Origin of the sequence: Acrocarpospora pleiomorpha (assembly GCF_009687885.1) — a bacterium.
GTDB lineage: Bacteria > Actinomycetota > Actinomycetes > Streptosporangiales > Streptosporangiaceae > Acrocarpospora > Acrocarpospora pleiomorpha.
The window spans coordinates 1-26,473 of the sequence record NZ_BLAF01000107.1 but is presented as its reverse complement, the minus strand read 5'-3'; the positions used below and the strand labels follow the sequence as shown (position 1 = coordinate 26,473).

The window sequence follows — 26,473 nt, the reverse complement described above, 5'->3', positions numbered from 1 at the left end:
GGGGGAGAGGGTGGGGTCCTCGTTGAGGATGGCGAGGTGCAGGTCGCGGAGTTCGGCGCCGGGGTCCAGGCCGAGGGTGTCGTCGAGGTGGCGCTGGGCGTGCAGGTAGGTGTCCAGGGCTTCGGGGCGGCGGCCGGAGCGGTAGAGGGCCGTCATCAGCTGGGCGGTCAGGTGCTCGCGTAGCGGGTTGCGGGCGGTGAGATCGGTGAGTTCGTCGATGATCTCGTGGTGGTGGCCGAGGTCGAGTTCCAGGTCGAAGCGGCGTTCCCAGGCGAGGAGGCGGCGTTCGGTGTAGCGGTGGGCGGCGGCGGCCAGGGGCGCGCTGTCCAGGGTGGCGAAAGGCTCGCCGCGCCACTCCTGGAGCGCCGTGCGCAGGATGTCGGCCGCCTTCTGGGGATCGGGCATGTGGCTGGCCTGGGCTACCAGGCTGTCGAACACGTGCGCGTCCAGGCGGTCGTGGCCCCGGTTCAGGCGGTATGCCCCGGGCAGGGTCTCGATCACCGGGCCCAGGGCCTTGCGGAGGTTGCCCACGCAGATCTGGATCTGGGTTCTGGCGGTGCGCGGGGGCGCGTCCCAGATCGCGTCGACGATCTGGTCGAACGGCACGGGGTTGCCGTCCGCGAGCAGGAGCAGGCCGAGGATCACCTGCTGGCGGCGTCCGCCGATGTCCACGGGCACGCCGTCGCGGTGGACCGTGAGCCGGCCGAGGATCGCGTAGTTCACATCCAGTCAGACGAATGGATCTCGCGCTTTGCTACCCAGCAGATCATCTGGTGGCGACAGTCCGGGTGATTGGGCGAATTATCCGGTTTCACCGATGAAAGTTTCATGTGTTGGGCCGACGCGATAGCGGCATGAAAGCGCCTCGGTTAGCGGGATATTTCAGCATTTCGGTGCGGGGGACGAGGTCCCTCGATCTTCGGGGACGTCAGCTTCGGGGACGTCGGAGAGCATAGGAGAGCTTGTGCGCAAAATCGCCAAGATGGCTGCCGCGCTGGGGATCGGAGTCAGCACCCTGGCATTGACGGCCACACCCGCCCTGGCAGCCGGCTATCACATCTACGGGACCTGGCCGGTCAACCAGTCCCAGTCCTGCTACTACGCCGAGTACTACCACCCGGACGCGCCGGGGCACCCTGACTTCTGCCAGGTCATCGGCAACCAGATCCACCTCTTCGTCTGGTACTAGGCCAGATCCGAACGGCCGCCGGTGTCGCCCACGCCGGCGGTCGTTCAGCTTCTGCGCAGCCGTACGCGGGTGACGGAGTGGTCGGCGCCCTTGCGGAGGATCAGGCCCGCGCGGCCGCGGGTGGGGGCGATGTTCTCGACCAGATTGCGCTCGTTGATATCGCGCCAGATGTTGCGCGCGAACGTGGAGGCCTCGTCTTCGGACAGGTCGGCGAGATATTTGAAGTACGACTTCGGGTCGGCGAACGCGGTGGCGCGGAGCTGGTGGAAGCGGGCCACATACCAGGTGCGGATGTCCTCGATGCGGGCGTCGACGTAGATGGAGAAGTCGAAGTAGTCGTTGACGGCCAGGGCGGTCGGGGGCGCGGGCTGGAGCACGTTGAGCCCCTCAACAATAAGGATGTCCGGATTTTTCACCGCTTGTTGGGCGCCCGGGATGATGTCGTACTCGAGGTGGCTGTAGACGGGGGCAGTGACCTCGGGTTTTCCCGCTTTCACGTCGGCGACGAAACGCACCAGCGCCCGGCGGTCATAACTTTCCGGGAAACCCTTGCGGTGCATGATGTCGCGCTCGGTCAGCACCTGGTTGGGGTAGAGGAAGCTGTCGGTGGTGATCAGCTCCACCTTGGGGTGCTCCGGCCAGCGGGCCAGCAGCGTGTGCAGCAGCCGCGCGGTGGTGGACTTCCCGACCGCCACGCTGCCCGCGATCCCCAGAATGTACGGCGGCGGCGCGGTGTCGTCCCCCAGGAAGGTGCCGATGGCCGTCCCCCGCAGCCGGGCCCCGGTGAAGTGCAGGTTCAGCAGCCGGGTCAGCGGCAGGTAGATGTCGGTGACCTCGGCCAGGTCGATCGGATCGTCGATCCCGCGGAGTTCCTCCAGTTCGGCCTCGGTCAGCGTGAGCGGCGTGTTCCGCCGCAATCCCCGCCACTGTTCCCGGCTGAGCTCGACGTACGCGTCCCCGACTGCCACGCCGCCCAACATTACCGACGCGTCCCCGGACGACATCGACCGGCCACCGAATTGGCGAGATCTGCCGTATAGCCCTACTTCGCGCGGACATTAACGTTTCGTGAACGACGGAGGGAGTCCCGGATGGACCGGCGCAAATTCCTGACGGCTTCGGCGGCCTCGGCCGGGGTGGCGATGTTCGGCGGACCGTTCGCCGGCGTCGCGGCCGCGGGCGAGCGGGGCACCCTGACCCACGGCGCGGACTACGGCCCGCTGGGACCCGTGCCCGACCTGCGCGACGGCGTGGTCCGCCTGCAACTGCCCGCCGGATTCACGTACCGCTCGTTCAACCCGGTCGGGGAGGCGTTCACCGAGGGCGGCCTGACCCCGGGCCGCCACGACGGCATGGCCGCCTTCCGCGGCCCCAGGGGCAGCACCATCCTGGTACGCAACCACGAGGTCAACGGCCCGGTAGGCGCCTTCGGCGACGTGTCCAAGGCGTACGACAGCACGGCGGGCGGCGGCACGGCCACGCTCCGCGTCACCCGGTACGGCGAGCTGATCAAGAGCGCCGCCAGCCTCAACGGCACCCAGATGAACTGCTCCGGCGGCCCGATGCCCTGGGGCGCCTGGGTCACCTGCGAGGAGACCGTCAACGGCCCCGACGTCGGCAACGACTTCACCGGCGCCGACAACACGCTGCTCAAGCAGAAGCACGGCTACATCTTCGAGGTCCCGCTCGACCGCGCCGCCAGCCGCAGGCCGATCCGCTCGGCCGGCCGGTTCGCGCACGAGTCGGCCGCCTTCGACCCGAGAACCGGCGCCATCTACCTGACCGAGGACAACTTCGGCTTCGCCTCCGGTTTCTACCGCTACCTCCCGCCGAAGAACCCCCTCAAGGTCGGCCGCATCCTCGACGGCGGCAAGCTCCAGATGCTGGCGATCAAGAACGCCCCCGGCAAGGACCTCTCGGTCGGTCTGCCCGCCGGCGCGAGCTTCCAGGCCACCTGGGTGACCATCGACGACCCCGACCCGACGTTCACTACCAAGCCCACCAACGACGAGGCCATCCAGTACGTCGGCAAGCAGGGCCGGGCCAAGGGCGCGGCGCTCTTCTCCCGCCTGGAGGGCGCGGTCCACGACTCGGGCACGATCTACTTCGTCTCCACCCAGGGCGGCGCGACGGCAGCGGGCGACACCCCGCCGTCGGGTTTCGGCAAGGGCCGCGGCCAGATCTTCGCCTACGACACCTGGAGCGACCGCCTCCGCCTGGTCTACGAGTCCCCGGGTTCGCTCGTGCTGGATCTGCCCGACAACGTCACCACCAGCAAGCGCGGCACCCTGGTGCTCTGCGAGGACGGCGGTGGCGACAACTACCTGCGCGGCCTCACCAGACGCGGCCAGATCTTCGACTTCAGCCGCCTGATGCCGGTCTCCGGCGACTCGGGCGCCGAATTCGCCGGCAGCACGTTCGGCCCCGACGGGCACACCCTGTTCGTGAACGTGCAGTCCTCCCAGGGTGTCTCGTTCGCCATCTGGGGCCCGTGGCACAAGGGCGGGTTCTAAAGTGAGGTAGTGATCATCGGCATCGGGGTGGATCTTGTGGACGTGGCCAGGTTCGCGGCCACGATCGAACGAACGCCCGGCCTGCTGGCCCGCCTCTTCACGGCGGACGAGCAGGCCGAGCCCGTACATTCGCTGGCCGCCCGCTTCGCGGCCAAGGAAGCCGTGGCCAAGGCGCTGGGCGCGCCCGCCGGGCTCTCCCATCTGGACGCCGAGGTCCGCAAGGATCCGGAGGGGCGCCCGTCGCTGCACGTCGTCGGCCGGGCGGGCGAGCTCGCCGACTCGCTCGGGGTGGTCACCTGGCACGTCTCGCTCAGCCACGACGGCGGTTTCGCCCTGGCCTACGTGATCGCTGAAGGCTGACGTGGCGGATGGCTTCGGTGATCGTCTGCGGCTAGCGTCGAAACATGCGGACCGCCTACACCTCTGACCAGATCAGGACGGCCGAACGGGCGCTCATGGCCACCGTGCCGGAGGGCACGCTGATGCGCCGGGCCGCGACCGGGCTGAGCGTCGTCTGCGCGGGCCTCCTGCCCGGCGTGTACGGCTCGCGCGTGGTCCTGCTGGTCGGCAGCGGCGACAACGGCGGCGACGCGCTCTACGCGGGGGCCCGGCTGGCCCGGCGGGGGGCGCGGGTGGAGGCGATCCTGGCCGGTTCGCGCACCCATGCGGGCGGGCTGGCCGCGCTGCTCGACGCCGGTGGGAGGACGGCGGGGACGGACGTCATCGAGCGGGCGGATCTGATCGTGGACGGCCTGGTCGGGATCGGGGGCGCGGGGGAGCTGCGGGAGCCGTACCGGACCTTGGCGCTGGCGGCCGGGGCCGCGCCGGGGCTGGTGGTGGCCGTGGACGTGCCCAGCGGGGTGGACGCGAGCACCGGGCGCGTGGACGGGGAGGCAGTGCGGGCGCAGCTGACGGTGACGTTCGGGGCGTGCAAGAACGGGCTGCTGGTCGATCCGGGGAGGTCGTTCTGCGGGCCGGTCGAGCTGGTGGACATCGGGCTGGGGCCGTACCTGCCGGATCCGGACGTGGCTTCGCTGACCGATGACGACGTGGCGGATCTGCTGCCCAGGCCGGAGGCCGAGTCGGACAAGTACCGGCGCGGGGTGCTCGGGATCGTCGCCGGGAGTGATCGGTTCACCGGGGCGGCGGTGCTCGCGGTCGGGGGAGCCATCCGGGCCGGGGCCGGTCTGGTGCGTTTCGCGAGCGCGGAGACGGCCGTGCGGCAGGTGCGGAACCGCTGGCCGGAGGCGATCACGACCGTGCTGGACGGTCCCTCGGTGGCCGAGGTCGGGCGGGTGCAGGCGTGGGTGCTCGGGCCCGGGATGGGCACCGGGGAGGAGGCCGTGGCGCTCGCCCGGGCGGTGCTGGCCACCGATGTGCCGGTGCTGGTCGACGCCGACGGTCTGACCATTCTGGCCAACGACCGGTCGCTGTTGCGGCGCTCCGCGCCGACCGTGCTGACCCCGCACGCGGGCGAGCTGTCCCGGCTGCTGGACGTGCCCAGGGAGCGCATCGAGGCGGCCAGGATGGAGCACGTCCGGCGCGCGGTCGCCGAACTCGGGGCGATCGTGCTGCTCAAGGGCTCCACCACGTTGATCGCGGAGCAGGATCGCCCGGTTCGGGTGAACACGACCGGCACCCCGTGGCTGGCCACGGGCGGGACCGGCGACGTGCTGTCGGGGATCGCGGGCACGCTGCTCTCCGGCGGCCTCAGCGGCTATGACGCGGTGTCGTGTGCGGCACATTTGCATGGACTTGCCGCACAGGCCGCGTCGACCGGCATCTCCGGCGGGCACGGGCCAATCGCCGCGATGGACGTGGCGACGATGTTGCCCCAGGTCATCCGGAGTCTGTGAGTTGGTCGCAGCCACCGGAGGCGGCTGCGAAAATTGACGGATGGACATGCTGACTCCGGCCGAGGCCCGCGTGGATCTGGCGGCCATCCGCCACAACATCGGGCTGCTGGCCGCCCACGCGCCCGGCGCCGAGCTGCTGGCGGCGGTCAAGGCCGATGCGTACGGGCATGGGCTGGTCGCGTGCGCCCAGGCCGCGCTGGAGGGCGGCGCCACGCGGCTGGGGACCGCCTATGTCCGGGAAGCCCTGGAGCTGCGCGCGGCCGGGGTCACCGCGCCCATCCTGGCGTGGATCATCCCGCCGGGGGAGCCGCTCGACGAGGCCGTGCGGCAGGACATCGAGCTGTCGGCGGGGGCGGACTGGCTCATCGACGAGATCGCGGCGGCCGCGCGGGCTACCGGGAAGACCGTTCCGGTTCAGCTCAAAGTGGACAGCGGCATGTCGCGGGGTGGGGCGCCGGTGGCCGCCTGGGGAGCGTTGGTGGACCGGGCGCTGGCCGTACAGGCGGAGGGGTTGATCAAGGTGACCGGCCTGTGGTCGCACTTCGCGTGTGCCGACATCCCGGGCCATCCATCCATCGACGCCCAGCTCGCGGCGTTCGAGGACGCGGTCAAGCTCGCCGAGCAGGCGGGCGTCTCCGGCGCGATCCGGCACATCGCCAACTCCGCGGCCCTTTTCACCCTGCCGCAGGCCCGCTACGACCTGGTCCGCCCCGGCATCGCCGTGTACGGCCTGAGCCCCATCCCCGAACTCGGCGACTTCGACCTGATCCCCGCCATGACGCTGGTCGCCCGCCTCGCCATGGTCAAGCGCGTCCCCGCGGGCTCGGGGGTCTCCTACGGCCACCTCTACCACACCGAACGCGAGACCACGCTCGGCCTGGTGCCGCTCGGATACGCGGACGGGATCATGCGCGCCGGGACGAACCGCGCCGAGGTCCTGGCCGGAGGGCGGCGGCGCCGCGTCGCCGGGCGGGTCTGCATGGACCAGTTCACGCTGGATCTGGGCGACGACGCCGTCACCACGGGAGACGAAGTCATCCTGTTCGGCCCTGGATACGAAAATGAACCGACATGTCAGGAATGGGCGGATTCCCTCGGCACGATCACTCATGAGATCGTGACCGGGATCGGATCCCGCGTGCCGCGTGTTCACCTCAACGTACGGCCGAGGGACGGGCGACGAGGAGATCGACAGTGACGGCACGGCGGACAGTCGGGATCGCGGGGGCCATCGTCGGTGCGGCCTCCGCCGGCGTGGCGGCGGGCACGCTCGCCAAGCGCTATGCGGTGGGGCGGATCCGGCTGCGCCCTGACCCGGAGGCGAACGAGCCCTTCGGCGAGCTACGCGGCCGGGAGACCACGCTGACCACCTCGGACGGCCTGAAGATCCACGCCGAGGTGGACGGGCCCGAGGACGCGGAACTGACCGTCGTGTTGTGCCACGGCTACTGCCTGACCTCCGATTCGTGGCATTACCAGTGGCGGAACCTGCGGGATCGGTATCGGGTCGTGCTGTGGGATCAGCGCTGCCACGGGCAGTCCGCCCGGGCGGAGGCCGCCGACTGCACGATCGACCGGCTGGGCGAGGATCTGGCCCTGGTGCTGGCGGAACTCGTGCCGGGACCGTGCGTGCTGGTCGGCCACTCCATGGGCGGAATGACGATCATGGCCCTGGCCGACCGGCGGCCGGAGCTGTTCGGGGATCGGGTGCGCGGCGTCGCGCTGATCTCGACCTCGGCCGGGAAACTCGCCGAGTTGAGCCTGGGGCTGCCGGCGCTGGTGTCCAAAGTCGTGAACTTCGCCGTTCCCGGTGCGGTTTCGGTGATGCGCAAGCGGTCGGCGCTGGTGGATCGCGGGCGGCAGGTGGGCAACGACGTGTCCTTCCTGGCGCTGCGCCTGCTGGGCTTCGGCGACTCCAAGTCGGTCAGCCCGACCGTGGTCGACTTCGCCGAGTCGATGATCCGGGCCACACCGTCCGAGGTGATCGCGGATTTCTATCCGGCGCTGATGTCGCATGACAAACTGACCGCGCTGGACGTCCTGAACAAGGTGCCGACCGCGATCGTGGTCGGCGAGCGCGACTGGCTCACCCCGCCCGACCACAGCCGTGCCATCGCCGCCGCCATACCGACGGCCGAGCTGACCATGGTTCCGGGGACGTCGCATCTGGTGCAGCTGGAGCGGCCCGGCGTGGTGAACGACGCGCTGCGGGTGCTGCTCGACCGAGCCGCGAACCTTCAATAAGTCATCTTTGCAGGGTCGCCAATGCCGTGACCGTGCCTCCGGCGGGGCGAGTTAACCGATGGTGGCTCTTAGTGTTCAAATGATCACGCTAGGGTACCGGCTCGGTGCCCGGGGGCCGCCGCGGCCGTGGCGCGCGTCATCGACCGCAGTGGCCTGGATTGGTCTGAACACCGACCTCAAAGGACTGGGATCAATGGGCAAGACAGCATGGGTGAAGCCGGCCGTCGTGGTCGCCGCGGTGACCGCGACCTTCGCGGCGGTCGGGGCTACCGCTATCTCTACGGCGTCGGCGACAAGCGTCGCCTCGGAGCAGGCGTGTTTGGCGACGAAGAAGTTCGGCAGGTCCTCGACGGGGTCGAGAATCGAGTTCACGCCCTGCGTGAAGACCGACGGCAGGGTCATCGCCCTCGACTCCGGCGTGGCCTGCTTCGCGTCCGGAATCTCCAAGGTGCTCCGGCTCAGGGATTGCCGGGCCTCGGGCACGTGGTCGCTGTACAAGGACGGCGAGCGGGTCGCGTCGAGTTCCTCGCGGGGCACGCCGTACCCGGGGCCCGGCACGTATACCCTGATGGCCGACCTGCAGGGCTCAGGGAGCGGGCGGATGAGCGACTCCCGGGGCCACAGCGGGAACGTGCAGGTGAGCGCGGGCGGATCGATGGAAGGGACGGTCACGCTCGCCGACCCGGTGCGCCCGCCGTCGAACTCCGACTCGCGTAAACGCATCCGTTCGTCGGCCGGCAACCGCTGACCGTTGCGCTGAGGTCTTCGCGGCTGGCAGGTGTCCGGCCAGCCGCGGACCGTCGTCTTCGCTGGGCGGTCGTCGCTGGGTGGTGGTGTGATTGGGGGATGGATTCTGCGAATGGAGCTGGGATGAGGACCGAGGTGCGAAACGCGGAGGAGATGCGGGAGCTGGGGGTCCGAATCGCCGGGCTGCTGGGCCCAGGAGATCTGGTCGTGTTGACCGGGGCGCTGGGGGCGGGGAAGACCACCTTGACGCAGGGGATCGGGGAAGGGCTGAAGGTCCGGGGGCCGATCACCTCGCCCACGTTCGTGATCGCCCGGGTGCATCCTCCGCTGGGGGAGGGGCCCGCGCTGGTGCATGCGGACGCGTACCGGCTGGGGGGCACGCTGGAGGTTGACGATCTTGATTTGGACGCGTCGATCGCCGATTCGGTAACGATTGTGGAGTGGGGGGAGGGCCTCGTCGAAGATCTTTCGGAGGAAAGGCTCGAAATCCTGATCGAATCCAACCCCGATGATGATCGGCGAATCGTGCGCGTTCGGGGTGTTGGCAGTCGTTGGTCCGATATCTCTGCCGCATTGATCTAGGCCGTTACCCGCTGGACCCTTCCACAACGCTGGAGATCAAGAGAAAATGAAGATCTTTGGTAATGGATTGGCTTAGGTTTTCGGGGTAAAGGTGCGGTGAGAGGGGTGCGCCGATGGGCAAGCTGATTCAGGCCGCGTGTGCGGGGGCGATGTTGATCGGCGTGGTCGGGTGCTCGGCGGAGGCCCAGACCGGCTCGCCTTCGGGCTCGCCGTCCCCGTCGGCCTCGTTACCCACCCCGACGGCGTCGCTGTCGGTGATACCCCGGCAGAACATCCGGGTCGTGGTGGATCCGACGTCGATAGCCGGAGGGGCCACCAAGAACGTCCGGGTGACCGCGTTCTGCCCGCCCGCCCAGCCGGGCACCACATACAAGGCCAACGCCCGGTCCGACGCGTTCACCGGCGTCGTCAGCCTCATGCCCCCGGTCGTCGCGACCCCTGCCGCGGCCACCATGGCGGCCACCGAACCCCGGCTGACCGGTGTCGCGCTGCTCAACCCCAATGCCAAAGCCGGGGGATACCGGGTGGAAGTGCGCTGCGAGGCCACCAACGACGTCGGCAGCGCCCGCTTCCGGGTGACCGCCCCACCCGCCGACACCTTCCCCACCAAGGCGCCAGGCGCCGGCGGCGGCGGCACGGCCGCGGGCGGCCCCGAGGAATCCTCCGGCCTGCCGATCACCCCGATCACGCTCGGCCTGCTGACCGCGTTCTTCGTCGGCATCGGCGTGGCCCGCAGGCGCAACCGGGGCTGAGATTGGCCGGTTCCACCCGCTCGTGGATCATCGCGGGAGTGATCACGGGATTCGTCCTGGTCGCGATCAGCAAACCGCACGCCGAGCAGCAGACCGCGACGCGCTCCTCCGCCGTGCCCGAACGCATCGACATCCCCACCCTCGACCTCAAGGCCCCCTTGATGAAACTCGGCCTGACCGGCGCGGGCGACGTCGAACTCCCTCCCTACGAAAAGCCAAAAGTCGCCGGCTGGTACACCGGCAGCGCCGTCCCCGGCGACACCGGCGCCTCCGTCATCATCGGCCACGTCGACACGAAATCCGCCCCCGCCGTCTTCTACCGCCTCCGCGAACTCCGCAAGGGCGCCGCCGTCAAAGTCCACCGCGACGACGGCAAGACCATCTCCTACACCGTCGACTCCGTCGAACAGATCCCCAAAGACAGATTCCCCGCCAGAAGCGTCTACACCGGCGAGGGCCTCCGCCTGGTCACCTGCGGCGGCACCTTCGACTGGAAAAACCACGAATACCAGGACAACATCATCGTGTACGCCTCCCGCGTAACCACCTGACGGTGGTTTCTGGGTTTGCCGTCTTCTGACGGGCGGGGTCGGCGGAACGGCTAGGCTTGTTGTTCGTGCTGGTCCTGGCCTTTGATACCGCGACTCCCGCCGTGACGGCCGCGTTGCATGACGGAACGCGCGTGCTGGCCGAGTCCACGACGGTTGACGCGCGACGTCATGGGGAGTTGCTCGCTCCGGCGATTGAGGTGGTGCTCGCCGAATCGGGGGCTTCGCTGGGTGATGTCACGGCGGTCGTGGCGGGGGCCGGGCCGGGGCCGTATACGGGGCTGCGGGTTGGGCTGATGACGGCGCGTGCGCTGGGGGCGACCCTGGGCGTGCCGGCGTTTGGTATTTGTACGCTTGATGCGCTGGCATATGCGACGGAATCGGCCGATCCTTTCGTGGTGGTGACGGACGCGCGGCGGAAGGAACTCTTCTGGGCGCGGTACAGCGATGCCAGGACCAGGGTCGATGGGCCTAGGGTGGCGCGGCCGCACGATGTGCCGGATGGTTTGCCGATCGTGGGTGTCCGGCTTTATGAGGAGATCGTCGGTGAGGTGAGCGGGCCGGAGCACCCGTCGGCGGGTGCGTTGGCGGCTCTCGCCGCTGAGCGGCTGGCGGAGTTGACGACTGAGCAGGCGTTGGCGGTGGCACGGTTGCCGGAAGGCAGGATCGACTCCGAGGAGGCCGCGCAAGGTCGTGGAGTGCTGGGTCCGGCTGTCCCCATCTACCTACGCCGGCCCGACGCTCAGATCCCGGGGGCGCCGAAGAAGGTGACCGCGTGATCGGGCAGGCGCCGGTGGCCGCCCTCCGGCAGATGACCGAGCAGGACATCGCCGCGGTGGTCGCGGTCGAGCGGGCCACCTTCCCCATCGACGCGTGGACCGAAGGCATGCTCCGCGGCGAGCTGGCCGATCAGCCCCGCACCCGCCACTACCTGGTCGCCGAAGTGGACGGCAGGATCGTCGGCTACGCGGGCCTCGCCGTCGCCGCCGACCAGGCCGACGTGCAGACCATCGCCGTCTACGCCGAACATCGCCGCGCCGGCATCGGCTCCCAGCTCCTGACCGCGCTCCTCGCCGAAGCCACCCGCCGCGGCGCCACCAAGATCTTCCTTGAGGTGCGGGCCGACAACCCGCCCGCCCAGACCATGTACACCACCTTCGGCTTCGAGGCGTACGGCGTGCGCCGCGCCTACTACGACGACGGCACCGACGCGATCACGATGATGAGGGAACTCGATGGCTGACCAGCCGATCGTCCTGGGGATCGAGACATCCTGCGACGAGACGGGCATCGGCCTCGTGCGCGGGCACACGCTGCTCGCCGACACGATCGCCTCCAGCATCGACGAGCACGCCCGTTTCGGCGGGGTGGTGCCCGAGGTGGCCTCCCGCGCGCACCTGGACGCGATGTCCCCCACCGTGGAAAGCGCCCTGGCCAAAGCCGGTCTGCGCCTGGCCGACATCGACGCCATCGCGGTGACGGCGGGCCCTGGTCTCGCGGGCGCGCTCCTGGTCGGGGTCGCGGCGGCGAAGGCGTACGCGCTGGGGCTCGGCGTCCCGCTCTACGGGGTCAACCATCTGGCCGCCCACGTCGCCGTCGACCAGCTCGAACACGGGCCGCTCCCCAAGCCCTGCCTGGCCATGCTGGTCTCCGGCGGCCACTCCTCCCTCCTGCTCGTCCCCGACGTGGCCAAAGAAGTGATCTCGCTCGGCTCCACCGTGGACGACGCGGCGGGCGAGGCTTTCGACAAGGTCGCCCGCGTGCTCGGCCTGCCCTTCCCCGGCGGCCCTCACATCGACCGGGCCGCCCGCGACGGCTCCGGCACCGCGATCGCTTTCCCGCGCGGCAAGGCCGACGACGGCACCCTCGACTTCTCCTTCTCCGGCCTCAAAACCGCCGTCGCCCGCTACGTCGAGAAGCACGGCGGCTCCCTATCCATCCCGGACGTGGCCGCCTCCTTCCAGGAAGCCGTCGTCGACGTCCTCACCCGCAAGGCCCTGGCCGCCTGCGCCCAGCACGACGTCCACGACCTCCTCATCGGCGGCGGCGTCGCCGCCAACTCCCGCCTCCGCGCCCTGGCCCAGGAACGCTGCGACGCGGCAGGCGTGCGTTTGCGCGTCCCCCGCCCGGGTCTGTGCACCGACAACGGCGCCATGGTCGCGGCTCTGGGCGCGAACCTCCTGGAGGCCGGCATCGCGCCCTCCCCGCTGACGATTCCAGCGGACTCCTCACTCCCCATCACCACCATCCACGTCTAAAGCCGATCTCCGGCTCGCTGGAGGGCCACTCGTGTCCTCTCAGGAATCGGGGTTCGCCGTCACGTAGCCCGTCACCATGTCCGACAGGAGTTTGCGCAGGCGCTCGCGGTTCTCCGGCGTCGCGGGGTTGCTCTCGAACAGCGACTCGAACGTGAACTGGTTCGATATGCGGAAGAAGCTGAAGCTGGTGATCGCGAAGTGGAGGTCCACGGCGTCGATCCCCTGCCGGAAGACGCCCGTGCGCAGACCCCGTTCGACGATCTCCGACAGCAGCACCAGCGCCGGGCTGGCGAGCTCGTCGCGCACCCCGGACTTCCGCAGCTGTTCCCCCCGCAGGATGTTCTCCCCCGCCATGAGCCGCACGAAGTCCGGATGGCGTTCGTGGTAGTCGAAGGTCAGCTCGATCACGCGGCGTAGTGCGGTGAGCGGATCGAGATCGCCCACGTGCACCTGCTGCTCCTCGGCCCTGATGCTGGCGATCGAGCGTTCCAGCACCGCCCGGTAGAGCCCTTCCTTGTCGCCGAAGTAGTAGTAGATCATCTTCTTCGTCGTCTGGGTCCGCAGCGCGATGTCGTCGATCCGCGCGCCGGTGTAGCCCTTGTCGGCGAATTCCTCGGTCGCCACCTTCAAGATGTCGTCACGAGCGTCCTGCCGGGTGCCCGGCCCCTTTCGCCGCGTGTTGCCAGCCTTCGCGTTCGACACCCGTCCGCCTATTCTCTTGGATCACCATTTGGTGACTTCGACTGAGGTCCCAGGTTAGCGACTGCGCGGACGAGAGTACAGAGGTCTCTACCTGTGCATTAGGCGGAATCAGTCGACATCGGGGTATGGACGTCCATCGACACGGCGTTGTACGGTTGCGCCCTGTTCACCATTTAGTGAACAGAATCTCGCCCTCTCTGCGCGGATTGCCGCGAGGCAGATTTCGAGAGGTAACCATGACCGACCTTCACATCCCGAGTCCCGCCAAACCCCACGGCGGGCCCGCTCTCCGCGACAATGCCCGCACCTCGCGAGGCGCCCTGCGCGCGCCGCTGGTCATCTCGATCTCCGGGATCGCGGGCCTGCTGGCACTGTGGGAACTGATCGTGCACGCGTTCGACATCCCCGGCTACCTGCTGGCGGGGCCGTGGGAAGCGCTCGCCGAGATCGCCGCCGCCCCGGGTTTTTACTGGGAGCACAGTCTGATGACGCTGGAGGCGTCGGCGCTCGGCTTCGGCGCCGGCGGTGCGCTCGGCGTCATATTCGGTGCCGTGATCTTCTATGTGCCGGCCATCCGGCATGTGCTCTACCCGTCACTGATCGCGGTGAACACGATCCCCAAGGTCGCTATCGCCCCGCTGTTCATCGTCTGGTTCGGCTTCGGGCTGGAGTCCAAGAGCTTCGTGGCCCTGTCCATCGCGTTCTTCCCGCTGGTGATCAGCACGTTCGACGGGCTCGCCTCGGTCCCATCGGAGCTGCGGGAACTGGCCAGGATCAACCGGGCGTCGAAGTGGAACCAGATGCGCAAGATCGAGTTGATCCACTGCCTGCCCTCCATCTTCACCGGCATGAAGATCTCGATCTCGATGGCCGTCGGTGGCGCCGTCGTCGGCGAGTTCATCGCCGGTAACTCCGGCCTCGGCTTCGTGATCCTGGTGGCGAACAGCCAGGTGAACCTGACGTCGATGTTCGCCGCCTTCATCTGCCTGGCAGTGATGTCGCTGGCGCTGTTCATGGTCGTCGACCACCTGGGCCGGATTCTCCTGCCCTGGAACGTCGCCACTTCGAAGTGACCGAGAAAGTGATGGATCTCCGATGATCTCTCGCGCACTGCACGGGGTCGTGGGCCTCGCCGTGGCCACCGCGCTGCTGACCGGCTGCTCCGTCGCGTCATCCGGCCGGGAGCAGGTCACCTTCATGATGGACGTCGCCCTGCTCCCCAAACACGCACTGTTCTACTCGGCCGTGGACCAGGGGTTCTACCGCGCCGCCGGCTTCGACGTCACGATCGTCCCGGGATCCGGCTCGAAGAACACCGCCCTGGCCGTGGCGTCCGGGCGGGTCTCCTTCGGGTTCGCCGACTTCGGCCAGACCGCGCTGGCGCGGTCCCAAGGCGCCAAGGTCAAGCAGCTGGGACTCGTCCAGGCGCAGACCGCCTACGCCACCATCACCACCAGCGACACCGGAATCAGGCGATGGCCGGACCTGAAGGGCAAGAAGGTCGCGACTGAAGCCGGCGGCGCGATGACGGCGATGTTCCCGCTCGCCCGCGAACGGGCCGGCCTCAAGGAATCGGACGTGCAGCTGATCGCCGCCAGCGGCCCGGCCAAGATTCCCGGACTGCTCAGCGGGCAGTGGGACGCCACCCTGGCGTTCTACAACTCCGATCAGCCGGTGCTCGTCTCGCTGGGCTACACCCCGGTGATGCTGAAGTGGAGCGACCTCGGAATCTCCATGTACGGCAACGGGATCATCGCCGGCGACGAGGCGATCGCCGGTGATCCCGACCGCGTCAGGCGCTTCGTGACCGCCACGCTCCGCGGCGTCAAGTGGGCCTGCGATCACCAGGATCAAGCCGGCCGATCCCTGCTCGGCCATGTCCGGCTGATGAACCAGAAGGCCGCGCAAGCGGGCGTCGCCTCCGCGTGCGACCTGGTGTGGAGCGAGGAAACGCGGGCCCGCGGCCTCGGCGTGATGACCGACGCCGGTGTGCGGCACGTGCTGGACCTGACCGGCCGGTACGTGAAGGCCGACACGGGCGGCGTACGGCCCGCCGATCTGTACACCGACGAGTTCCTGGTGCCGATCGGCCCGGCGACGGTCATCGACGCCCCCCACAACTGACCTCTCCCCGGCCCCATCGAAGTGAGACCACCATGACGACCTCCCCTGTGATCGAACTCGACGCTGTCGGGATGACCTACCGCAGCCGCAAGGAGACCAACACCGTCCTCGACGGGTGCACGCTCACCGTCGGCCGCGGCGAGTTCGTCTCGATCGTCGGCCATTCCGGCGGCGGAAAGACCACCCTCCTGCGCATCATCTCCGGGCTGATCCATCCCACCGAGGGCTCGGTTCGGGTGAACGGCCAGCACGTCGACCAGTCGCTGAGCGACATGTCGATGGTGTTCCAGAAGCCGGTCCTGTTGCCCTGGCGCGACAACCTGCAGAACGTGTTGCTGCCCATGGAGTTCCGCGGCCGGGTCACCGACACCATGCGCGCCTACGCGATGGAACTCCTCGAGATGACCGGGCTGAAGGACACCGCCCGGCGCCATCCGTACGAGCTGAGCGGCGGCATGCAGCAGCGGGTCGCGATCTGCCGGGCCCTGGTGTCACACCCCGACATCATGCTCATGGACGAGCCGTTCGGCGCGCTCGACGCCATGACCCGGGACTCGATGAACCTCGAACTGCAACGCATCTGGTCGGAAACCGGCCGGAGCATTCTCTTCGTCACCCACAGCATCCCCGAGGCGGTGTTCCTCAGCGACCGCGTCCTCGTCATCGGAGACAAGCCCGGCCGGGTCGTCGCGGACATCACCGTCGACCTGCCCCGGCCGCGTACCAAGGCCCATCGCTACACGCCCGAGTTCTACGAGTACGAGCAGCAGATCTCCGAACTCATCGGGGCGAAGGAATCCATCGCTTAGCCCAGCCGAAATAAATCCCGAAAAGGAAGTGAACGGTGTACCTGGATTCCGATCTGGACCACATCCGCCGGACCTACCACTTCGATCCCATCGTGGATCTGCTCATCCCCAACATCCGAATGGACGCGCCCAAGCTGGCCACCCCGGTCATCGCCCGGTGCGCCGACGGCACCGAGTACCTGCTGTCCCGGCAACAGGAGTTCGGTAGCCTTCTGGCCCGGTCCGTTCCGGAAGACCGCATCCGCCTGTTCGAAGGCTACGTCACGCTCGACCCGCGGCTGAAGAAGGCCGAATCGGCGCAGAACTTCGCCGCCGCGGTCCGGGCGCTGACCGACGACAAGGTGATCACCGTCGACCCCGGATTCCCGTACTCGCGGTACCTGGCCCTGTGCGAGCACCTCACCGTCGATGTCGAGGCCCGCCCTGCCCCCACCTCTCCGCGCGTCAACGTCTTCGCCGTGGAGGCCGGCGACGTGCTGGCCACGTTCGCGCGGCTGAGGGCACGCGGGCCCGAGGTCGCCGCGCGCGTGATCGCCGGCGTGCCGCACCTGGACGGGCTCGCCGCCGAGTTCACCGCCGACGTCGACACCCGGTTCTCCGCCCTGGACAAGCTCGCGGGCCGGCTCGGCATCAGCGCCCTGTTGTCGTCCGCGCCGCCGAATTTCTCCGAACTCACCGGATCGGCCTGGCGAGCGGGTGTGCACGCGCTCTGGGACCGCGCCTCGGGCATGGTTTTCATCCTGGCGCGCCACGACGTGTTCGGAGTCGAGGGCCATCCCGTCGGCTCGTACCCGGACCTCGCCGCCGCGGTCGACGCCCTCGTGGGCCAGGCCGCGCTCGGCGTCGAGGAGCACTGGCTCGACGTCACCACCGCCCTTGAGCTGCGGTCCGGCGAACGGCGGCTGGTCCCGGCGTCGATGCCGCTGGGGGCGTGGCGTGATCACCGCGACGCCGAGGATCTGCCGTTCCAGATCATCGCGGCGCGGGCCAGCCGGTTCTGCATCGAAGGGGCCCTGGCGTTCGCGCAGGACCGGCTCGACTCTCACGGCGGCGTCCGCGAGAACGAGGTGTACGCACGCTATCTCGACCTCGTGCACGAGTTCCGGCGAAGGTACGAGATCCCCTTCGCGCTGGAACCGTTCTTCGTCAACCTGCACGCCGCCGACCGCAGTCTGTATCCGGGGCCGCCGACCGATTTCCGAATCACCACGAACACCGGCTCGGTCAAACTCGACGCGGGGCTGAAGGTCGGCGTCAACGGCGTTGTCCTGGGGACCTCCGACATGGCGCGCAGCCTCGTCACCACGCCGCAAGGACGCGAAGCGTACGAGTTCTTCCTCAAGGTGGTGCGGGAGGACATCATCGGCACCCTCACCGTCGGCCGCAACTGCGAGCAGGTGCACCACGACGCCGTCGCGGCGATCATGCGGAACCGGGCGCGCCTGATCGAGCTCGACCTGCTCAGTGACGACGTGGACTTCCCCGCCGAGTACGGCAAGCGAAACGTCGGCCACCTGATGGGCAAGCAGGAGTCCTTCGGGATCGAGTTCAAGCCAGGGCACGACATCGCGCTGCCCGCCCGTTCCCTCGGCGCCGCCGAGATCCAATGGTCGTACGGCCGCTACTCGATCGGTGCGGAGGACATGTGGTACCTCGGCGCGGACAAGACCTACATCACCTCGATGTGACCGCGATGACCACGACAACGAACACCACGACAACGAACACCGCACTGGATCGTCTGCGCCGGCTCGGTTTGACGCTGCCCCCGGCGGCGGCGCCGAAGTACGCCTACGAGGCGACGACCCGCCTGGGCGAGCTGCTGTTCGTCTCCGGCCAGATATCCCGCGCCGGGGACGGAACCGTCGTCACCGGCACGGCGGGTGACTCCGCGACGGTGGCCGAGGCCGTCGAAGCCGCCCGGATCTGCGCGCTGAACCTGCTCGCCCGGATTCACGCGTCCGTCGGCCTGGACAACGTCGCGCAGATCCTCAAACTGAACGGATACGTGGCCAGCGGCCCGGAGTTCACGGACCAGCCGACGGTCATCGACGGCGCCTCCATGCTGCTCCGAGACGTGCTGGGTGAAGCGGGCCGGCACGCGCGGACCGCGCTGCCGGCACCGGTCCTCCCGGCACGCGCACTGGTCGAGATCGAGGCGATCGTCGCGGTACGCACCTGACAACCTAGTCCTTGGTCGTACGCGTGGGGCGGAGGAGGGCTTCGGCGAGGGCGAGCATGGTCTCTTCCAGGGCGCCGAGGCGGCGGGTCATGTCGGTTTGGGCGGGTTCTACCGTCCGGGTGAGGGTTTCGGTGAGCTGGTCGCGGTCGGGGCGGGCGGTGATGAGCGGGGTCAGGGCGTCGGCGGCCTCGGTCAGGCGGAGTTCGACCGTGTCGAAGCGGGTGGCGTGGGCCGCCCCGAGCTCACCGAGGTTCTTGTGGAGTTCGCTGATCTCCAGGGTGGCGGGCAGCTGGCCGACCCGCTGGTTGACCGCCTCGACCCGGTCGTCGACTCCGTCGAGGCGCTCGGCGACCTGCTCGTCGAGCGCGCTGACCCGGGCCCGCAGGCCTTCGTCCAGGAAGTCCAGCCGCTCGTCCTGACGGTCGAGATGCCCGTCCACCGTCAGCAGGCGGGCGTCGACGCCGGTCATCCGGGTGTCGATGTCGGCCAGGCAGTCGTCGGCGGTCTCGATCCGCCCGTCGATCCGGTCCAGCCGCGCGGTCACCCCGGCGACCTGGCCCTCCAGCGCGTGGAACTGCGCGCCGGTCTCCGACTGCCCCTCGCCGACCGTCGCGAGACCGGCGCTGACGGCGGCCAGGCCGGTGTCCAGCCGGTCCAGCCGGGTGGTGACGACCGCCTGGCGGCTCTCGACCTCGCCGATCCGCTCCGCGACCTGCTCGACCGCCGTGGTCACCCGGTCGGCGGCGGCCTCCACCGCGCCCCCGAGGCCCGAGTTCAGATCGAGCACGCCGCCTTCCAGCCGCTCGGTCCGCTGCGCCAGCTCGCCGAGCGCCTTGTCCAGCCGGGTGAACCGGTTGGCGGCCGTCTCCATGCTGGCCTGCAGCTGCCCGAGCCGTTTGGTGAACTCCACCATGCGCTCGGCGACGTGCTGGGTGCCGTCGAGGACGGACTGGAGCCGGGCCAGCGCCTCCTCGACGCTCTCCCCGACCGTGCCGACGTCGGCCCACAGGCTCGGCAGTTCCGCGATCGGGGTGACCCGCTCGCCGATGCCGCCGACCCGCTCGCTCACCGCGTCCACGTGGTCGCGGACCAGCTCGACGTGCTGGGCCAGCCCTTCCGCCCAGGACGGCGGCCGGTTGGTGAGGTCGTCGAGGCGGCCGTTGACCGCCTCCATGGTGCCGCTGAGCCCGCCGAGCTCCCGCTCGCGCACCTCGCGGAGCAGCCATTCCATGCCTTCGAGCCGCTGCCGGATCTCGTCCAGCACCGCGCCCTGGGTGCGCTGCTCGTAGACGTGGTCCTGGGCCGCGCGGGCCAGCAGCTCGCGCATCCGGTCGGAGATGGCGGCCTGACTGCCCGCCTGGAGGAGGGTGTGGTTGGAGTGGTCCACCGAAAGCTCCTTCACTCGCCGACGTTCGATGGCAGCGGTGGGAAATGGTCCGGGGCAGATCGCGCGAACACGCGCTGTCACCGAACTGTAGCCCTTCGTGCGCGGCCGTTCGGGCCGGACTGAAAAAGATCGCACTTCCCGGTGGATTGCCCGAATGGAGAGCGTCATAGGGCCATTTCAGTGGCGAGCACGGCGATCGGCCGCTCCCCGATCCTGGTCAGAATCACCACGATCGTGTTCTCTCCCGACAGCCGCAGATCCTTACGCAACCGCTCCACATCCACCGCCGACCCCCGCTTCTTGATCGTCGCCACCCCGACCCGCCGCTCCCGCAGCGCGGCCCGCAGGCGCTTCAACGAGAACGGCATGACCTCCTCGACCTCGTACCCGGCCACCCACGGACTGGCCACCGCCACTTCACTCGTGAGGTACGCGATCTGCGGATCGATCAGCCGTCCGCCGACCAGTTCGGCAACCTCCCCGACCAGATGGGCTCGAACGGCCGCGCCATCCGGTTCGTACAGATACCGCCCGACAGCCCCGACCTCAGCCTGAACCCCCTTGGCGACCAGCGTGCCCCCACCCGGGAGCAGGGTCGCCCGCCGCTGGGCTTCGCTCGCTCCAACCCACAGCGAGGCCTCCTTCACCTCCCCCCGAAACGAGACCCACTCAGCCTCGGCCCCGTCCGGGATGAACTCATACGGAATCCCCGGAGCGACCTTGAGACAAGCCCCACGAGCCCGCCCGACCATCTCCATCAAAACCGGCCAAGACGGCGAATAGGCCCGCGGATCAAACGTCCTCCGGTTCCCCGACCTACGCGCCGGATCCGCGAACAACACCCCGTACGCCCCCGGCTCAAGCGAAGCCGCATCCGCCACCCGCACCGAAGCCCGCAACCCCAGCGCCGCCACATTGGCCCGCGCCACCGCCACCGTGACCGGATCAACATCGACCGCATCCACCACACACCCGGCCCGCGCCAGCGCGATCAGATCGCCGCCGACCCCGCAACAGGCGTCGCCGACGCTCGCGGCCCCCCACCGCTCGACCAAGCGTCGCGCACGATGCTCGGCAACCTCCGCCCGGGTGGCCTGTTCCAGCCCATGAGGCGTGAAATACATCACGTCCGCATCCGCCGCGAACTTGACCCGAGCCCGCCGCCGCAGATCCGCCTGAGTCAGCGCCGCCCCCACCAACTCGGCATCATGCCTCTTCCGCAGCGAGGTGGCCGCGACGACCGGATCGGCCCCCGCCCCCACCAACTCCACAGCCTCACCAAGCGCCTGCCGCCCCTCCGGCGTGAACAACCGAGCAAAGCTCTCCAGATCCACGCCCAGACGTTACCGGCACCGATCAGCGTGGTAGGTCGGTGAGATCGATCCGAGGCAGTGTTCGCGGGAGGCGGACGGCGGAGCTGACCTGCGTACGGAGTTCGTGTTGACTGCGTCGGAGGTTGTGCATACTGTTTCGTGTTGGCACTCACCTAGGGAGAGTGCCAATCAAACGCGACGAGGCAGGTCTGACACCCGCGACGGCAGGCCACTGGTCGCCTCTTCAGCTCACTCATCGCAATCTGAAGGGGAGGTCCGATCATGACGACCGCCACTAAGGTTCCCGTTAAGCCGCTCGGCGACCGTATCGTGGTTCAGCCGCTTGAGGCCGAGCAGACCACGGCTTCCGGCCTGGTCATCCCGGACACCGCCAAGGAGAAGCCGCAGGAGGGCAAGGTCCTCGCGGTTGGTCCCGGCAACTGGGACGAGTCCGGCAGCAAGCGGGTTCCGCTCGACGTCACCGAGGGCGACGTAGTCCTCTACAGCAAGTACGGCGGGACCGAGGTCAAGTACGGCGGCGAGGAGTACCTGGTGCTTTCCGCCCGTGACGTGCTCGCCATCATCGAGAAGTAAGCCGTGCAAGAGCCCCGGGTGCCTCCAGTGCCCGGGGCTTTCACTTCTGTGGAGTTTCTGTCCGGTGTTCCTCCCCTGAGACCCGGACGCTGAGAGGACTGCTATGCCGAAGATTCTGTCGTTCGACGAGGACGCCCGGCGCGCTCTTGAGCGTGGCGTGAACGCCCTCGCGGACGCTGTGAAGGTGACCCTCGGCCCGCGTGGCCGCAACGTGGTCATCGACAAGAAGTTCGGGGCGCCGACGATCACCAATGACGGTGTCACGATCGCCCGTGAAGTCGAGCTGGACCGGCCGTACGAGAACCTGGGCGCCCAGCTCGCCAAGGAAGTGGCCACCAAGACCAACGACGTCGCCGGTGACGGCACGACGACCGCGACCGTGCTGGCTCAGGCCATGGTGCGCGAGGGTCTGCGCAACGTGGCCGCGGGCGCGCAGCCGCTGTCGCTGAAGCGCGGCATCGACCTGGCCGCCAAGGCGATCAGCGAGAAGCTGCTGGACTCGGCCCGCCCGGTCGAGGACAAGAAGGAGATCGCGCACGTCGCGACCATCTCCGCGCAGGACGCCAAGATCGGCGAGCTGATCGCCGAGGCGTTCGACAAGGTGGGCAAGGACGGGGTCATCACCGTCGAGGAGTCCAACGCGCTCGGCCTCGAGCTCGAGTTCACCGAGGGCCTCCAGTTCGACAAGGGTTACCTGTCGGCGTACATGGTGACCGACCAGGAGCGCATGGAAGCGGTCCTGGAGGATCCGTACATTCTGCTCACCCAGGGCAAGATCGCGTCGATCGCCGACTTCCTGCCGCTGCTGGAGAAGGTCGCCCAGACCAAGAAGCAGCTGCTGGTGATCGCCGAGGACGTCGAGGGCGAGGCCCTGGCCGTCCTGGTCACCAACAAGATCCGCGGGACCTTCACCTCGGTCGCCGTCAAGGCGCCCGGGTTCGGCGACCGCCGCAAGGCCATGCTGCAGGACATCGCCACCCTCACCGGCGGCCAGGTGGTCTCCGAGGAGATCGGCCTCAAGCTGGAGCACGTCGGCCTTGAGGTGCTGGGCACCGCCCGCCGGGTGGTCATCACCAAGGACGCCACGACCGTCGTCGACGGCGCCGGCGAACCGTCGGCGATCGCCGACCGGGTCAAGGAGATCAAGCTCGCCATCGAGCAGTCCGACTCCGACTGGGACCGCGAGAAGCTGCAGGAGCGGCTGGCCAAGCTGTCCGGCGGCGTCTGCGTGCTGAAGGTCGGCGCGGCCACCGAGGTGGAGCTGAAGGAGAAGAAGCACCGCCTCGAGGACGCGATCTCGGCCACCCGCGCCGCGATCGAGGAGGGCATCGTCTCCGGCGGCGGCTCGGCGCTCGTGCACGTGGCCAAGGAGCTCGACAACCTCGGCCTGACCGGCGACGAGGCGACCGGTGTCTCGGTGGTCCGCAAGGCTCTGGTGGAGCCGGCCCGCTGGATCGCCGAGAACGCCGGCCACGAGGGTTACGTGGTCACCTCGAAGATCTCCGACCTGAAGCCGGGCCACGGTCTCAACGCGGCCACCGGGGAGTATGGCGACCTGATCGCTCAGGGCGTCATCGACCCGGTCAAGGTCACCCGCTCGGCCGTGCAGAACGCCGCGTCCATCGCCGGCATGCTGCTCACCACCGAGGCCCTGGTGGTGGACAAGCCGGAGGAGGAGGCGCCCGCCGCCGGCGGTCAGGGCCACGGCCACGGGCATGGCCACTAGCGGACAGTAGAAAATCAGGGAAGTACGGCTCTCGCCACTTGAGGCGGGGGCCGTTCTTCTATATGGGAACCGGTAAACCTAACAACCAGATAAGACGTCGCACCCGCTCTGACCTGTCAGAACATCTGACACAATTGCCGCGATTTTGGCTTTCTTCTGAAATGTTCAAACGCCTCGGTGATCGGACGATTACCTGGGGTTATCGACGCGTCAATGTGACCAATCCGTATCCGTCCACCATGGGGACATGCACGATCGTGGCGGGCATCATGCCTAACGTGACCGAGGGATGCGTCGCCGACGCCGCAACTGGGGTAAGGCTTGCGACGAGATCGGATGAGTCCGACCTCAGGGAACTGACCAGCCTTGCCGTGTCAGGAGATCGCAAAGCAATTGAATCGCTGTTGGGACAATTGCGCCCGATGGTGGTGCGCTACTGCAGGGCCCGGCTGGGGAGGGTCTCCGGTCATTACCACATCGCGGACGATGTGGCCCAGGAGGTGTGCATCGCCGTACTGTCGGCGTTGCCGCGCTACCGCGACATGGGCCGCCCGTTCGCCTCGTTCGTGTTCGGGATCGCCTCGCACAAGGTGGCGGACGCGCTGCGGAGTTCGGTGCGCAGTGCCGTACCGACCCAGGATCTTCCGGACGGGCCCGATGAGGGGCCCGGGCCTGAGGAGACCGTAGTGCGGTACATCGAGGCCGAGCACGCCCGCGCGCTGCTGTCCCGGCTGCCGGATAACCAGCGGGAACTGCTCATTCTGCGGGTGGTCTCCGGGCTGTCGGCGGAGGAGACCGGAAACGTGCTCGGCATGTCGCCGGGAGCGGTCCGGGTGGCCCAGCATCGCGCTCTTGCCCGGCTTCGTCAGATGGCAGAGCTAGAGTCGATTGCGTGACACACGACGTTGACGTGGTGCTCGACGCGCTGGCCCGCCGCGAGGCGGTCCGGTCGTCGGATCCGGCGATCCTGGTGCTCCGCGCCCTGGTCGCCGATGTGGACAGCTTCTACGATGCTCAGCGGCTTTCCTCGGTGTCGATGACACCGTCCACGTAGCCACGGGCGTATTCCCAGCTGACATAGTCGGCCGGGTCGGGCTGGAACGCGGGCTCGTGCACCTGCGGGCGGCCGTTGTCGATCATCTGGCGGAGATTGCCGCGCAGAAGGTCCCAGTCGAAGTAGTGCTGTTCCCCGCATTCCGGGCAGTCCAGGACAAGCCCCAGCACTCCCTGCGGTTCCAGCAGGGAGCGGAACACCTCGACGTCGGCCAGGTCGGTCAGCGCTTCGTCGCGCTCGGAACTCGTGAGCGGCTCGGGGTCGTCAAGCTCGCCCAGCTCCACGGCGGGGTCGTTCGGGTCGTCCGCGAACGGGTCGCGGGGGACGTCTTCCAGCACGATCCCACCATATGACCAGGACCCGACTTGGTGGGCTCGATGAGCCTGTTTAGAGCCAGCCGCGCCGCGTGGCCTCGACTCCGGCCTGAAATCTGGACTGAACGCCGAGCTCGGTCATCGCTTCCGCGAACCTGGTTCGGACCGTCCGTACGGAGAGGTTGAGCAGGCGGGCGATCGTGTCGTCGCACAGGCCCTGGGAGGCCAGCCGGAGCACCTGGACGGCGCCGGGGGGATAGCGGACCGGGGTGGCGCGGGCCCACAGCGCGTCGAACAGGGCACGCAGCGCGTCCACCACGCTCGGGGCGCGGACCAGGTAACAGTTGTACGCGCTGCCGGGCATGGAGCCGCCCCAGTCCGCGGGCAGCCCGGCCGCGTCCCGGCCCAGCGCAAAGAACCAGCTCGGCACCCGGTCCAGGACCCGTATCCCCGCGCCGGCCTGGGTGAGGCGCTCCAGGGCCTCCTTCACGCCTGGTACGGCCAGCGACTCCGCGGGGACCACCGCACGAGCGGAGAGCAGGCCGTCGTCGAGGGCTTTGATCCAGGGGTCTGCGTATTTCTGTACGAAATCATTCATCGTTCTTTGGTCGGGGATTGCTGAGACGAGGTCGGCGGGCGGGGATTGGAGCGCCAGTCCGACGATGCTTTCGTAGAGTTCGTCGGCGCCGCTGACGAACTCGATGGGGAATGTCTCCGTCTGGTGGTCGCGGCCCGCGTCGTACTGGTCGGTGAGGCCGTCGATGGAGGCGAGCGCCTCGTCGATCTGGCGGCTCTCCTCGGCCAGCCGGTCCAGCCGGGCGGCGATCAGGCGGCCGATCGCGGCCGCCGGGTGCCTGGCCAGGTATTCGCCCGCCTGTTCGTGCACCGCGCCGAGCCGGACGAGGCCGGCGAGCTCTCCTTCGATCTCTTCCGGCGGGGTGTCGGCGGCCTCCGCGATTTCGCTGAGCCCTGCTCGGTGGAGCCGGAGCACGGCGGTGTAGAGGGCGGTCTGGGCCGGGCTGAGCCCGAGCTGCGCCAGCGGGTCGGCGCTCGGTTCGCCGGCACGGGTGCGGGTCGTGCGCATCGCATTCGTCCCCAGGTCGTGGCGGTGTTAACTAGAAAGTCGTGATCTGGACGGCCGCAGCGGTGAGTCACCTGGTCGGCGGTTATGCGGCTGTCTATGGGACGGGTTTCTGGTTAATAAGTGGCGAGAATAACCCGGCGTTTCAGGGTTGTCCTGGCGTTCACTGATTGCGGTCCGGAGTGGTGCAGCTTCGTGTAGTTGCAGGTTCGGACATTGTGGTGGGACTTACGGTGACGGATCCTTGACGCAGCGTCGGCACGATGGGGTGTCGAGGTCACTCGGGCGCGGAGGGGGGCTCGGCGACGTGTGGTGCGCCCCATCGTGAACTGGCCGAGCCCCCGGCGCTCCGGGCTCGGCCGCAGTGTTTATGGCCGATCCTCCGGATCGGCGGGCTTGGCCGCGACATACGACTTATGGCGCGGAGGTTACCGGGGGCGGCGTGGGTGATCACGGTGCTGGCGGGGTCGGGCGGAGCCCGAGGGAAAACAAGGGGTT

The 26,473-nt window shown here is 68.7% G+C and carries 29 protein-coding genes; 22 read left to right on the top strand and 7 right to left on the bottom strand.

What is annotated here, in order from left to right; translation table 11 throughout:
* A partial coding sequence (locus tag Aple_RS49370) for an AfsR/SARP family transcriptional regulator (RefSeq protein WP_170322051.1) occupies positions 1-723 on the bottom strand: 723 nt, incomplete at its 3' end.
* Between the two features lie 241 nt (positions 724-964).
* Between Aple_RS49370 and Aple_RS49365 the strand changes: the two genes are divergently transcribed.
* Positions 965-1,189, top strand: a complete 225-nt coding sequence (locus Aple_RS49365) for a hypothetical protein (protein ID WP_155351734.1) — start codon at positions 965-967, stop codon at positions 1,187-1,189.
* A gap of 44 nt (positions 1,190-1,233) precedes the next feature.
* Here the strand turns inward: Aple_RS49365 and coaA are convergent, their stop codons facing one another.
* Positions 1,234-2,169 carry a type I pantothenate kinase gene (gene coaA / locus Aple_RS49360; protein ID WP_155351733.1) on the bottom strand — a complete coding sequence of 312 codons (936 nt, stop codon included), beginning with the start codon at positions 2,167-2,169 and terminating at the stop codon, positions 1,234-1,236.
* Positions 2,170-2,280: 111 nt separating this feature from the next.
* Between coaA and Aple_RS49355 the strand changes: the two genes are divergently transcribed.
* From Aple_RS49355 to tsaD, 12 genes are all read left to right on the top strand, one after another.
* Positions 2,281-3,702: a PhoX family protein gene (locus tag Aple_RS49355; protein WP_155351732.1), complete on the top strand. Its 1,422-nt coding sequence runs from the start codon at positions 2,281-2,283 to the stop codon at positions 3,700-3,702.
* A gap of 9 nt (positions 3,703-3,711) precedes the next feature.
* A complete protein-coding gene (locus Aple_RS49350; protein WP_155351731.1) occupies positions 3,712-4,062 on the top strand; it encodes a holo-ACP synthase in 351 nt (116 codons plus the stop codon).
* Positions 4,063-4,106: 44 nt separating this feature from the next.
* Positions 4,107-5,558 (top strand): NAD(P)H-hydrate dehydratase, encoded by a 1,452-nt coding sequence (locus Aple_RS49345; protein ID WP_155351730.1) that lies wholly within the window; start codon positions 4,107-4,109, stop codon positions 5,556-5,558.
* 46 nt (positions 5,559-5,604) lie between these two features.
* Positions 5,605-6,756 (top strand): alanine racemase, encoded by a 1,152-nt coding sequence (alr, locus tag Aple_RS49340; protein WP_155351738.1) that lies wholly within the window; start codon positions 5,605-5,607, stop codon positions 6,754-6,756.
* A complete protein-coding gene (locus tag Aple_RS49335) occupies positions 6,753-7,802 on the top strand; it encodes an alpha/beta fold hydrolase (protein ID WP_155351729.1) in 1,050 nt (349 codons plus the stop codon). The genes alr and Aple_RS49335 overlap by 4 nt, the downstream gene beginning before the upstream one ends.
* A 193-nt stretch (positions 7,803-7,995) precedes the next feature.
* A complete protein-coding gene (locus Aple_RS49330; protein ID WP_155351728.1) occupies positions 7,996-8,550 on the top strand; it encodes a hypothetical protein in 555 nt (184 codons plus the stop codon).
* Between the two features lie 122 nt (positions 8,551-8,672).
* Positions 8,673-9,131 carry a tRNA (adenosine(37)-N6)-threonylcarbamoyltransferase complex ATPase subunit type 1 TsaE gene (gene tsaE / locus Aple_RS49325; RefSeq protein ID WP_218038909.1) on the top strand — a complete coding sequence of 153 codons (459 nt, stop codon included), beginning with the start codon at positions 8,673-8,675 and terminating at the stop codon, positions 9,129-9,131.
* Between the two features lie 113 nt (positions 9,132-9,244).
* Positions 9,245-9,883 (top strand): hypothetical protein, encoded by a 639-nt coding sequence (locus tag Aple_RS49320; protein ID WP_155351726.1) that lies wholly within the window; start codon positions 9,245-9,247, stop codon positions 9,881-9,883.
* Between the two features lie 38 nt (positions 9,884-9,921).
* Complete coding sequence (locus Aple_RS49315; RefSeq protein WP_246265537.1) at positions 9,922-10,434, top strand: class F sortase; 513 nt, start codon at positions 9,922-9,924, stop codon at positions 10,432-10,434.
* A gap of 65 nt (positions 10,435-10,499) precedes the next feature.
* Positions 10,500-11,210 carry a tRNA (adenosine(37)-N6)-threonylcarbamoyltransferase complex dimerization subunit type 1 TsaB gene (gene tsaB, locus Aple_RS49310; RefSeq protein WP_155351724.1) on the top strand — a complete coding sequence of 237 codons (711 nt, stop codon included), beginning with the start codon at positions 10,500-10,502 and terminating at the stop codon, positions 11,208-11,210.
* Between the two features lie 32 nt (positions 11,211-11,242).
* Complete coding sequence (gene rimI, locus Aple_RS49305; RefSeq protein WP_155351737.1) at positions 11,243-11,674, top strand: ribosomal protein S18-alanine N-acetyltransferase; 432 nt, start codon at positions 11,243-11,245, stop codon at positions 11,672-11,674.
* Entirely contained in the window at positions 11,667-12,689 is a 1,023-nt protein-coding gene (gene tsaD / locus Aple_RS49300) for a tRNA (adenosine(37)-N6)-threonylcarbamoyltransferase complex transferase subunit TsaD (RefSeq protein WP_155351723.1), read from the top strand. Before rimI ends, tsaD begins: the two co-directional genes overlap by 8 nt.
* 39 nt (positions 12,690-12,728) lie before the next feature.
* On the opposite strand, the gene Aple_RS49295 is transcribed toward tsaD, so the two are convergent.
* On the bottom strand, positions 12,729-13,391 hold the full coding sequence (locus tag Aple_RS49295; RefSeq protein WP_155351722.1) for a TetR/AcrR family transcriptional regulator: 663 nt from the start codon (positions 13,389-13,391) through the stop codon (positions 12,729-12,731).
* A 236-nt stretch (positions 13,392-13,627) separates the two neighbouring features.
* On the opposite strand from Aple_RS49295, the gene Aple_RS49290 reads away from it, so the two are divergent.
* The 5 genes from Aple_RS49290 to Aple_RS49270 are packed head-to-tail and all read left to right on the top strand — an operon-like array spanning position 13,628 to position 18,506.
* Complete coding sequence (locus Aple_RS49290; protein WP_155351721.1) at positions 13,628-14,464, top strand: ABC transporter permease; 837 nt, start codon at positions 13,628-13,630, stop codon at positions 14,462-14,464.
* A 22-nt stretch (positions 14,465-14,486) separates the two neighbouring features.
* Positions 14,487-15,515: an ABC transporter substrate-binding protein gene (locus Aple_RS49285; RefSeq protein WP_155351720.1), complete on the top strand. Its 1,029-nt coding sequence runs from the start codon at positions 14,487-14,489 to the stop codon at positions 15,513-15,515.
* A 32-nt stretch (positions 15,516-15,547) separates the two neighbouring features.
* Positions 15,548-16,324 carry an ABC transporter ATP-binding protein gene (locus tag Aple_RS49280; protein ID WP_155351719.1) on the top strand — a complete coding sequence of 259 codons (777 nt, stop codon included), beginning with the start codon at positions 15,548-15,550 and terminating at the stop codon, positions 16,322-16,324.
* A 35-nt stretch (positions 16,325-16,359) separates the two neighbouring features.
* Positions 16,360-18,012, top strand: a complete 1,653-nt coding sequence (locus tag Aple_RS54015; RefSeq protein WP_218038908.1) for an aminopeptidase P family protein — start codon at positions 16,360-16,362, stop codon at positions 18,010-18,012.
* Between the two features lie 5 nt (positions 18,013-18,017).
* On the top strand, positions 18,018-18,506 hold the full coding sequence (locus Aple_RS49270) for a RidA family protein (protein ID WP_155351718.1): 489 nt from the start codon (positions 18,018-18,020) through the stop codon (positions 18,504-18,506).
* Positions 18,507-18,510: 4 nt separating this feature from the next.
* Here Aple_RS49270 and Aple_RS49265 read toward each other — a convergent pair whose 3' ends face one another.
* Both Aple_RS49265 and Aple_RS49260 read right to left on the bottom strand, forming a co-directional pair.
* Positions 18,511-19,893: a coiled-coil domain-containing protein gene (locus Aple_RS49265; protein ID WP_155351717.1), complete on the bottom strand. Its 1,383-nt coding sequence runs from the start codon at positions 19,891-19,893 to the stop codon at positions 18,511-18,513.
* A gap of 164 nt (positions 19,894-20,057) precedes the next feature.
* Positions 20,058-21,227, bottom strand: a complete 1,170-nt coding sequence (locus Aple_RS49260; protein ID WP_155351716.1) for a THUMP-like domain-containing protein — start codon at positions 21,225-21,227, stop codon at positions 20,058-20,060.
* A gap of 261 nt (positions 21,228-21,488) precedes the next feature.
* Between Aple_RS49260 and groES the strand changes: the two genes are divergently transcribed.
* The 4 genes from groES to Aple_RS49240 all read left to right on the top strand — a co-directional run bounded on the left by groES (position 21,489) and on the right by Aple_RS49240 (position 24,580).
* Complete coding sequence (gene groES, locus Aple_RS49255; protein ID WP_155351715.1) at positions 21,489-21,800, top strand: co-chaperone GroES; 312 nt, start codon at positions 21,489-21,491, stop codon at positions 21,798-21,800.
* Between the two features lie 103 nt (positions 21,801-21,903).
* The gene (gene groL / locus Aple_RS49250) at positions 21,904-23,526 is read left to right on the top strand and encodes a chaperonin GroEL (RefSeq protein ID WP_155351714.1); all 1,623 of its coding nucleotides are present in this window, start codon (positions 21,904-21,906) and stop codon (positions 23,524-23,526) included.
* 269 nt (positions 23,527-23,795) lie between these two features.
* Positions 23,796-24,422, top strand: coding sequence for a sigma-70 family RNA polymerase sigma factor (locus Aple_RS49245; RefSeq protein ID WP_155351735.1), 627 nt, complete (start codon positions 23,796-23,798; stop codon positions 24,420-24,422).
* Positions 24,419-24,580 carry a hypothetical protein gene (locus Aple_RS49240; RefSeq protein ID WP_155336793.1) on the top strand — a complete coding sequence of 54 codons (162 nt, stop codon included), beginning with the start codon at positions 24,419-24,421 and terminating at the stop codon, positions 24,578-24,580. Before Aple_RS49245 ends, Aple_RS49240 begins: the two co-directional genes overlap by 4 nt.
* Here Aple_RS49240 and Aple_RS49235 read toward each other — a convergent pair.
* Together Aple_RS49235 and Aple_RS49230 are read right to left on the bottom strand one after the other, a co-directional pair.
* A complete protein-coding gene (locus Aple_RS49235) occupies positions 24,541-24,918 on the bottom strand; it encodes a DUF5319 domain-containing protein (protein WP_155336792.1) in 378 nt (125 codons plus the stop codon). The two genes, Aple_RS49240 and Aple_RS49235, sit on opposite strands and share 40 nt — an antisense overlap.
* 49 nt (positions 24,919-24,967) lie before the next feature.
* Entirely contained in the window at positions 24,968-25,978 is a 1,011-nt protein-coding gene (locus Aple_RS49230) for a helix-turn-helix transcriptional regulator (protein WP_155351713.1), read from the bottom strand.
* Between the last annotated feature and the right edge of the window lie 495 nt (positions 25,979-26,473).

Coding starts and splice junctions, on each gene's coding strand:
- coaA (WP_155351733.1), bottom strand. CDS start 2,169: ATGTTGGGCGGCGTGGCAGTCGGGGACGCGTACGTCGAGCTCAGCCGG.
- Aple_RS49355 (WP_155351732.1), top strand. CDS start 2,281: ATGGACCGGCGCAAATTCCTGACGGCTTCGGCGGCCTCGGCCGGGGTG.
- Aple_RS49345 (WP_155351730.1), top strand. CDS start 4,107: ATGCGGACCGCCTACACCTCTGACCAGATCAGGACGGCCGAACGGGCG.
- alr (WP_155351738.1), top strand. CDS start 5,605: ATGCTGACTCCGGCCGAGGCCCGCGTGGATCTGGCGGCCATCCGCCAC.
- Aple_RS49330 (WP_155351728.1), top strand. CDS start 7,996: ATGGGCAAGACAGCATGGGTGAAGCCGGCCGTCGTGGTCGCCGCGGTG.
- tsaE (WP_218038909.1), top strand. CDS start 8,673: ATGAGGACCGAGGTGCGAAACGCGGAGGAGATGCGGGAGCTGGGGGTC.
- Aple_RS49320 (WP_155351726.1), top strand. CDS start 9,245: ATGGGCAAGCTGATTCAGGCCGCGTGTGCGGGGGCGATGTTGATCGGC.
- rimI (WP_155351737.1), top strand. CDS start 11,243: ATGACCGAGCAGGACATCGCCGCGGTGGTCGCGGTCGAGCGGGCCACC.
- tsaD (WP_155351723.1), top strand. CDS start 11,667: ATGGCTGACCAGCCGATCGTCCTGGGGATCGAGACATCCTGCGACGAG.
- Aple_RS49290 (WP_155351721.1), top strand. CDS start 13,628: ATGACCGACCTTCACATCCCGAGTCCCGCCAAACCCCACGGCGGGCCC.
- Aple_RS49285 (WP_155351720.1), top strand. CDS start 14,487: ATGATCTCTCGCGCACTGCACGGGGTCGTGGGCCTCGCCGTGGCCACC.
- Aple_RS49280 (WP_155351719.1), top strand. CDS start 15,548: ATGACGACCTCCCCTGTGATCGAACTCGACGCTGTCGGGATGACCTAC.
- Aple_RS49270 (WP_155351718.1), top strand. CDS start 18,018: ATGACCACGACAACGAACACCACGACAACGAACACCGCACTGGATCGT.
- groES (WP_155351715.1), top strand. CDS start 21,489: ATGACGACCGCCACTAAGGTTCCCGTTAAGCCGCTCGGCGACCGTATC.
- groL (WP_155351714.1), top strand. CDS start 21,904: ATGCCGAAGATTCTGTCGTTCGACGAGGACGCCCGGCGCGCTCTTGAG.
- Aple_RS49245 (WP_155351735.1), top strand. CDS start 23,796: ATGCCTAACGTGACCGAGGGATGCGTCGCCGACGCCGCAACTGGGGTA.
- Aple_RS49230 (WP_155351713.1), bottom strand. CDS start 25,978: ATGCGCACGACCCGCACCCGTGCCGGCGAACCGAGCGCCGACCCGCTG.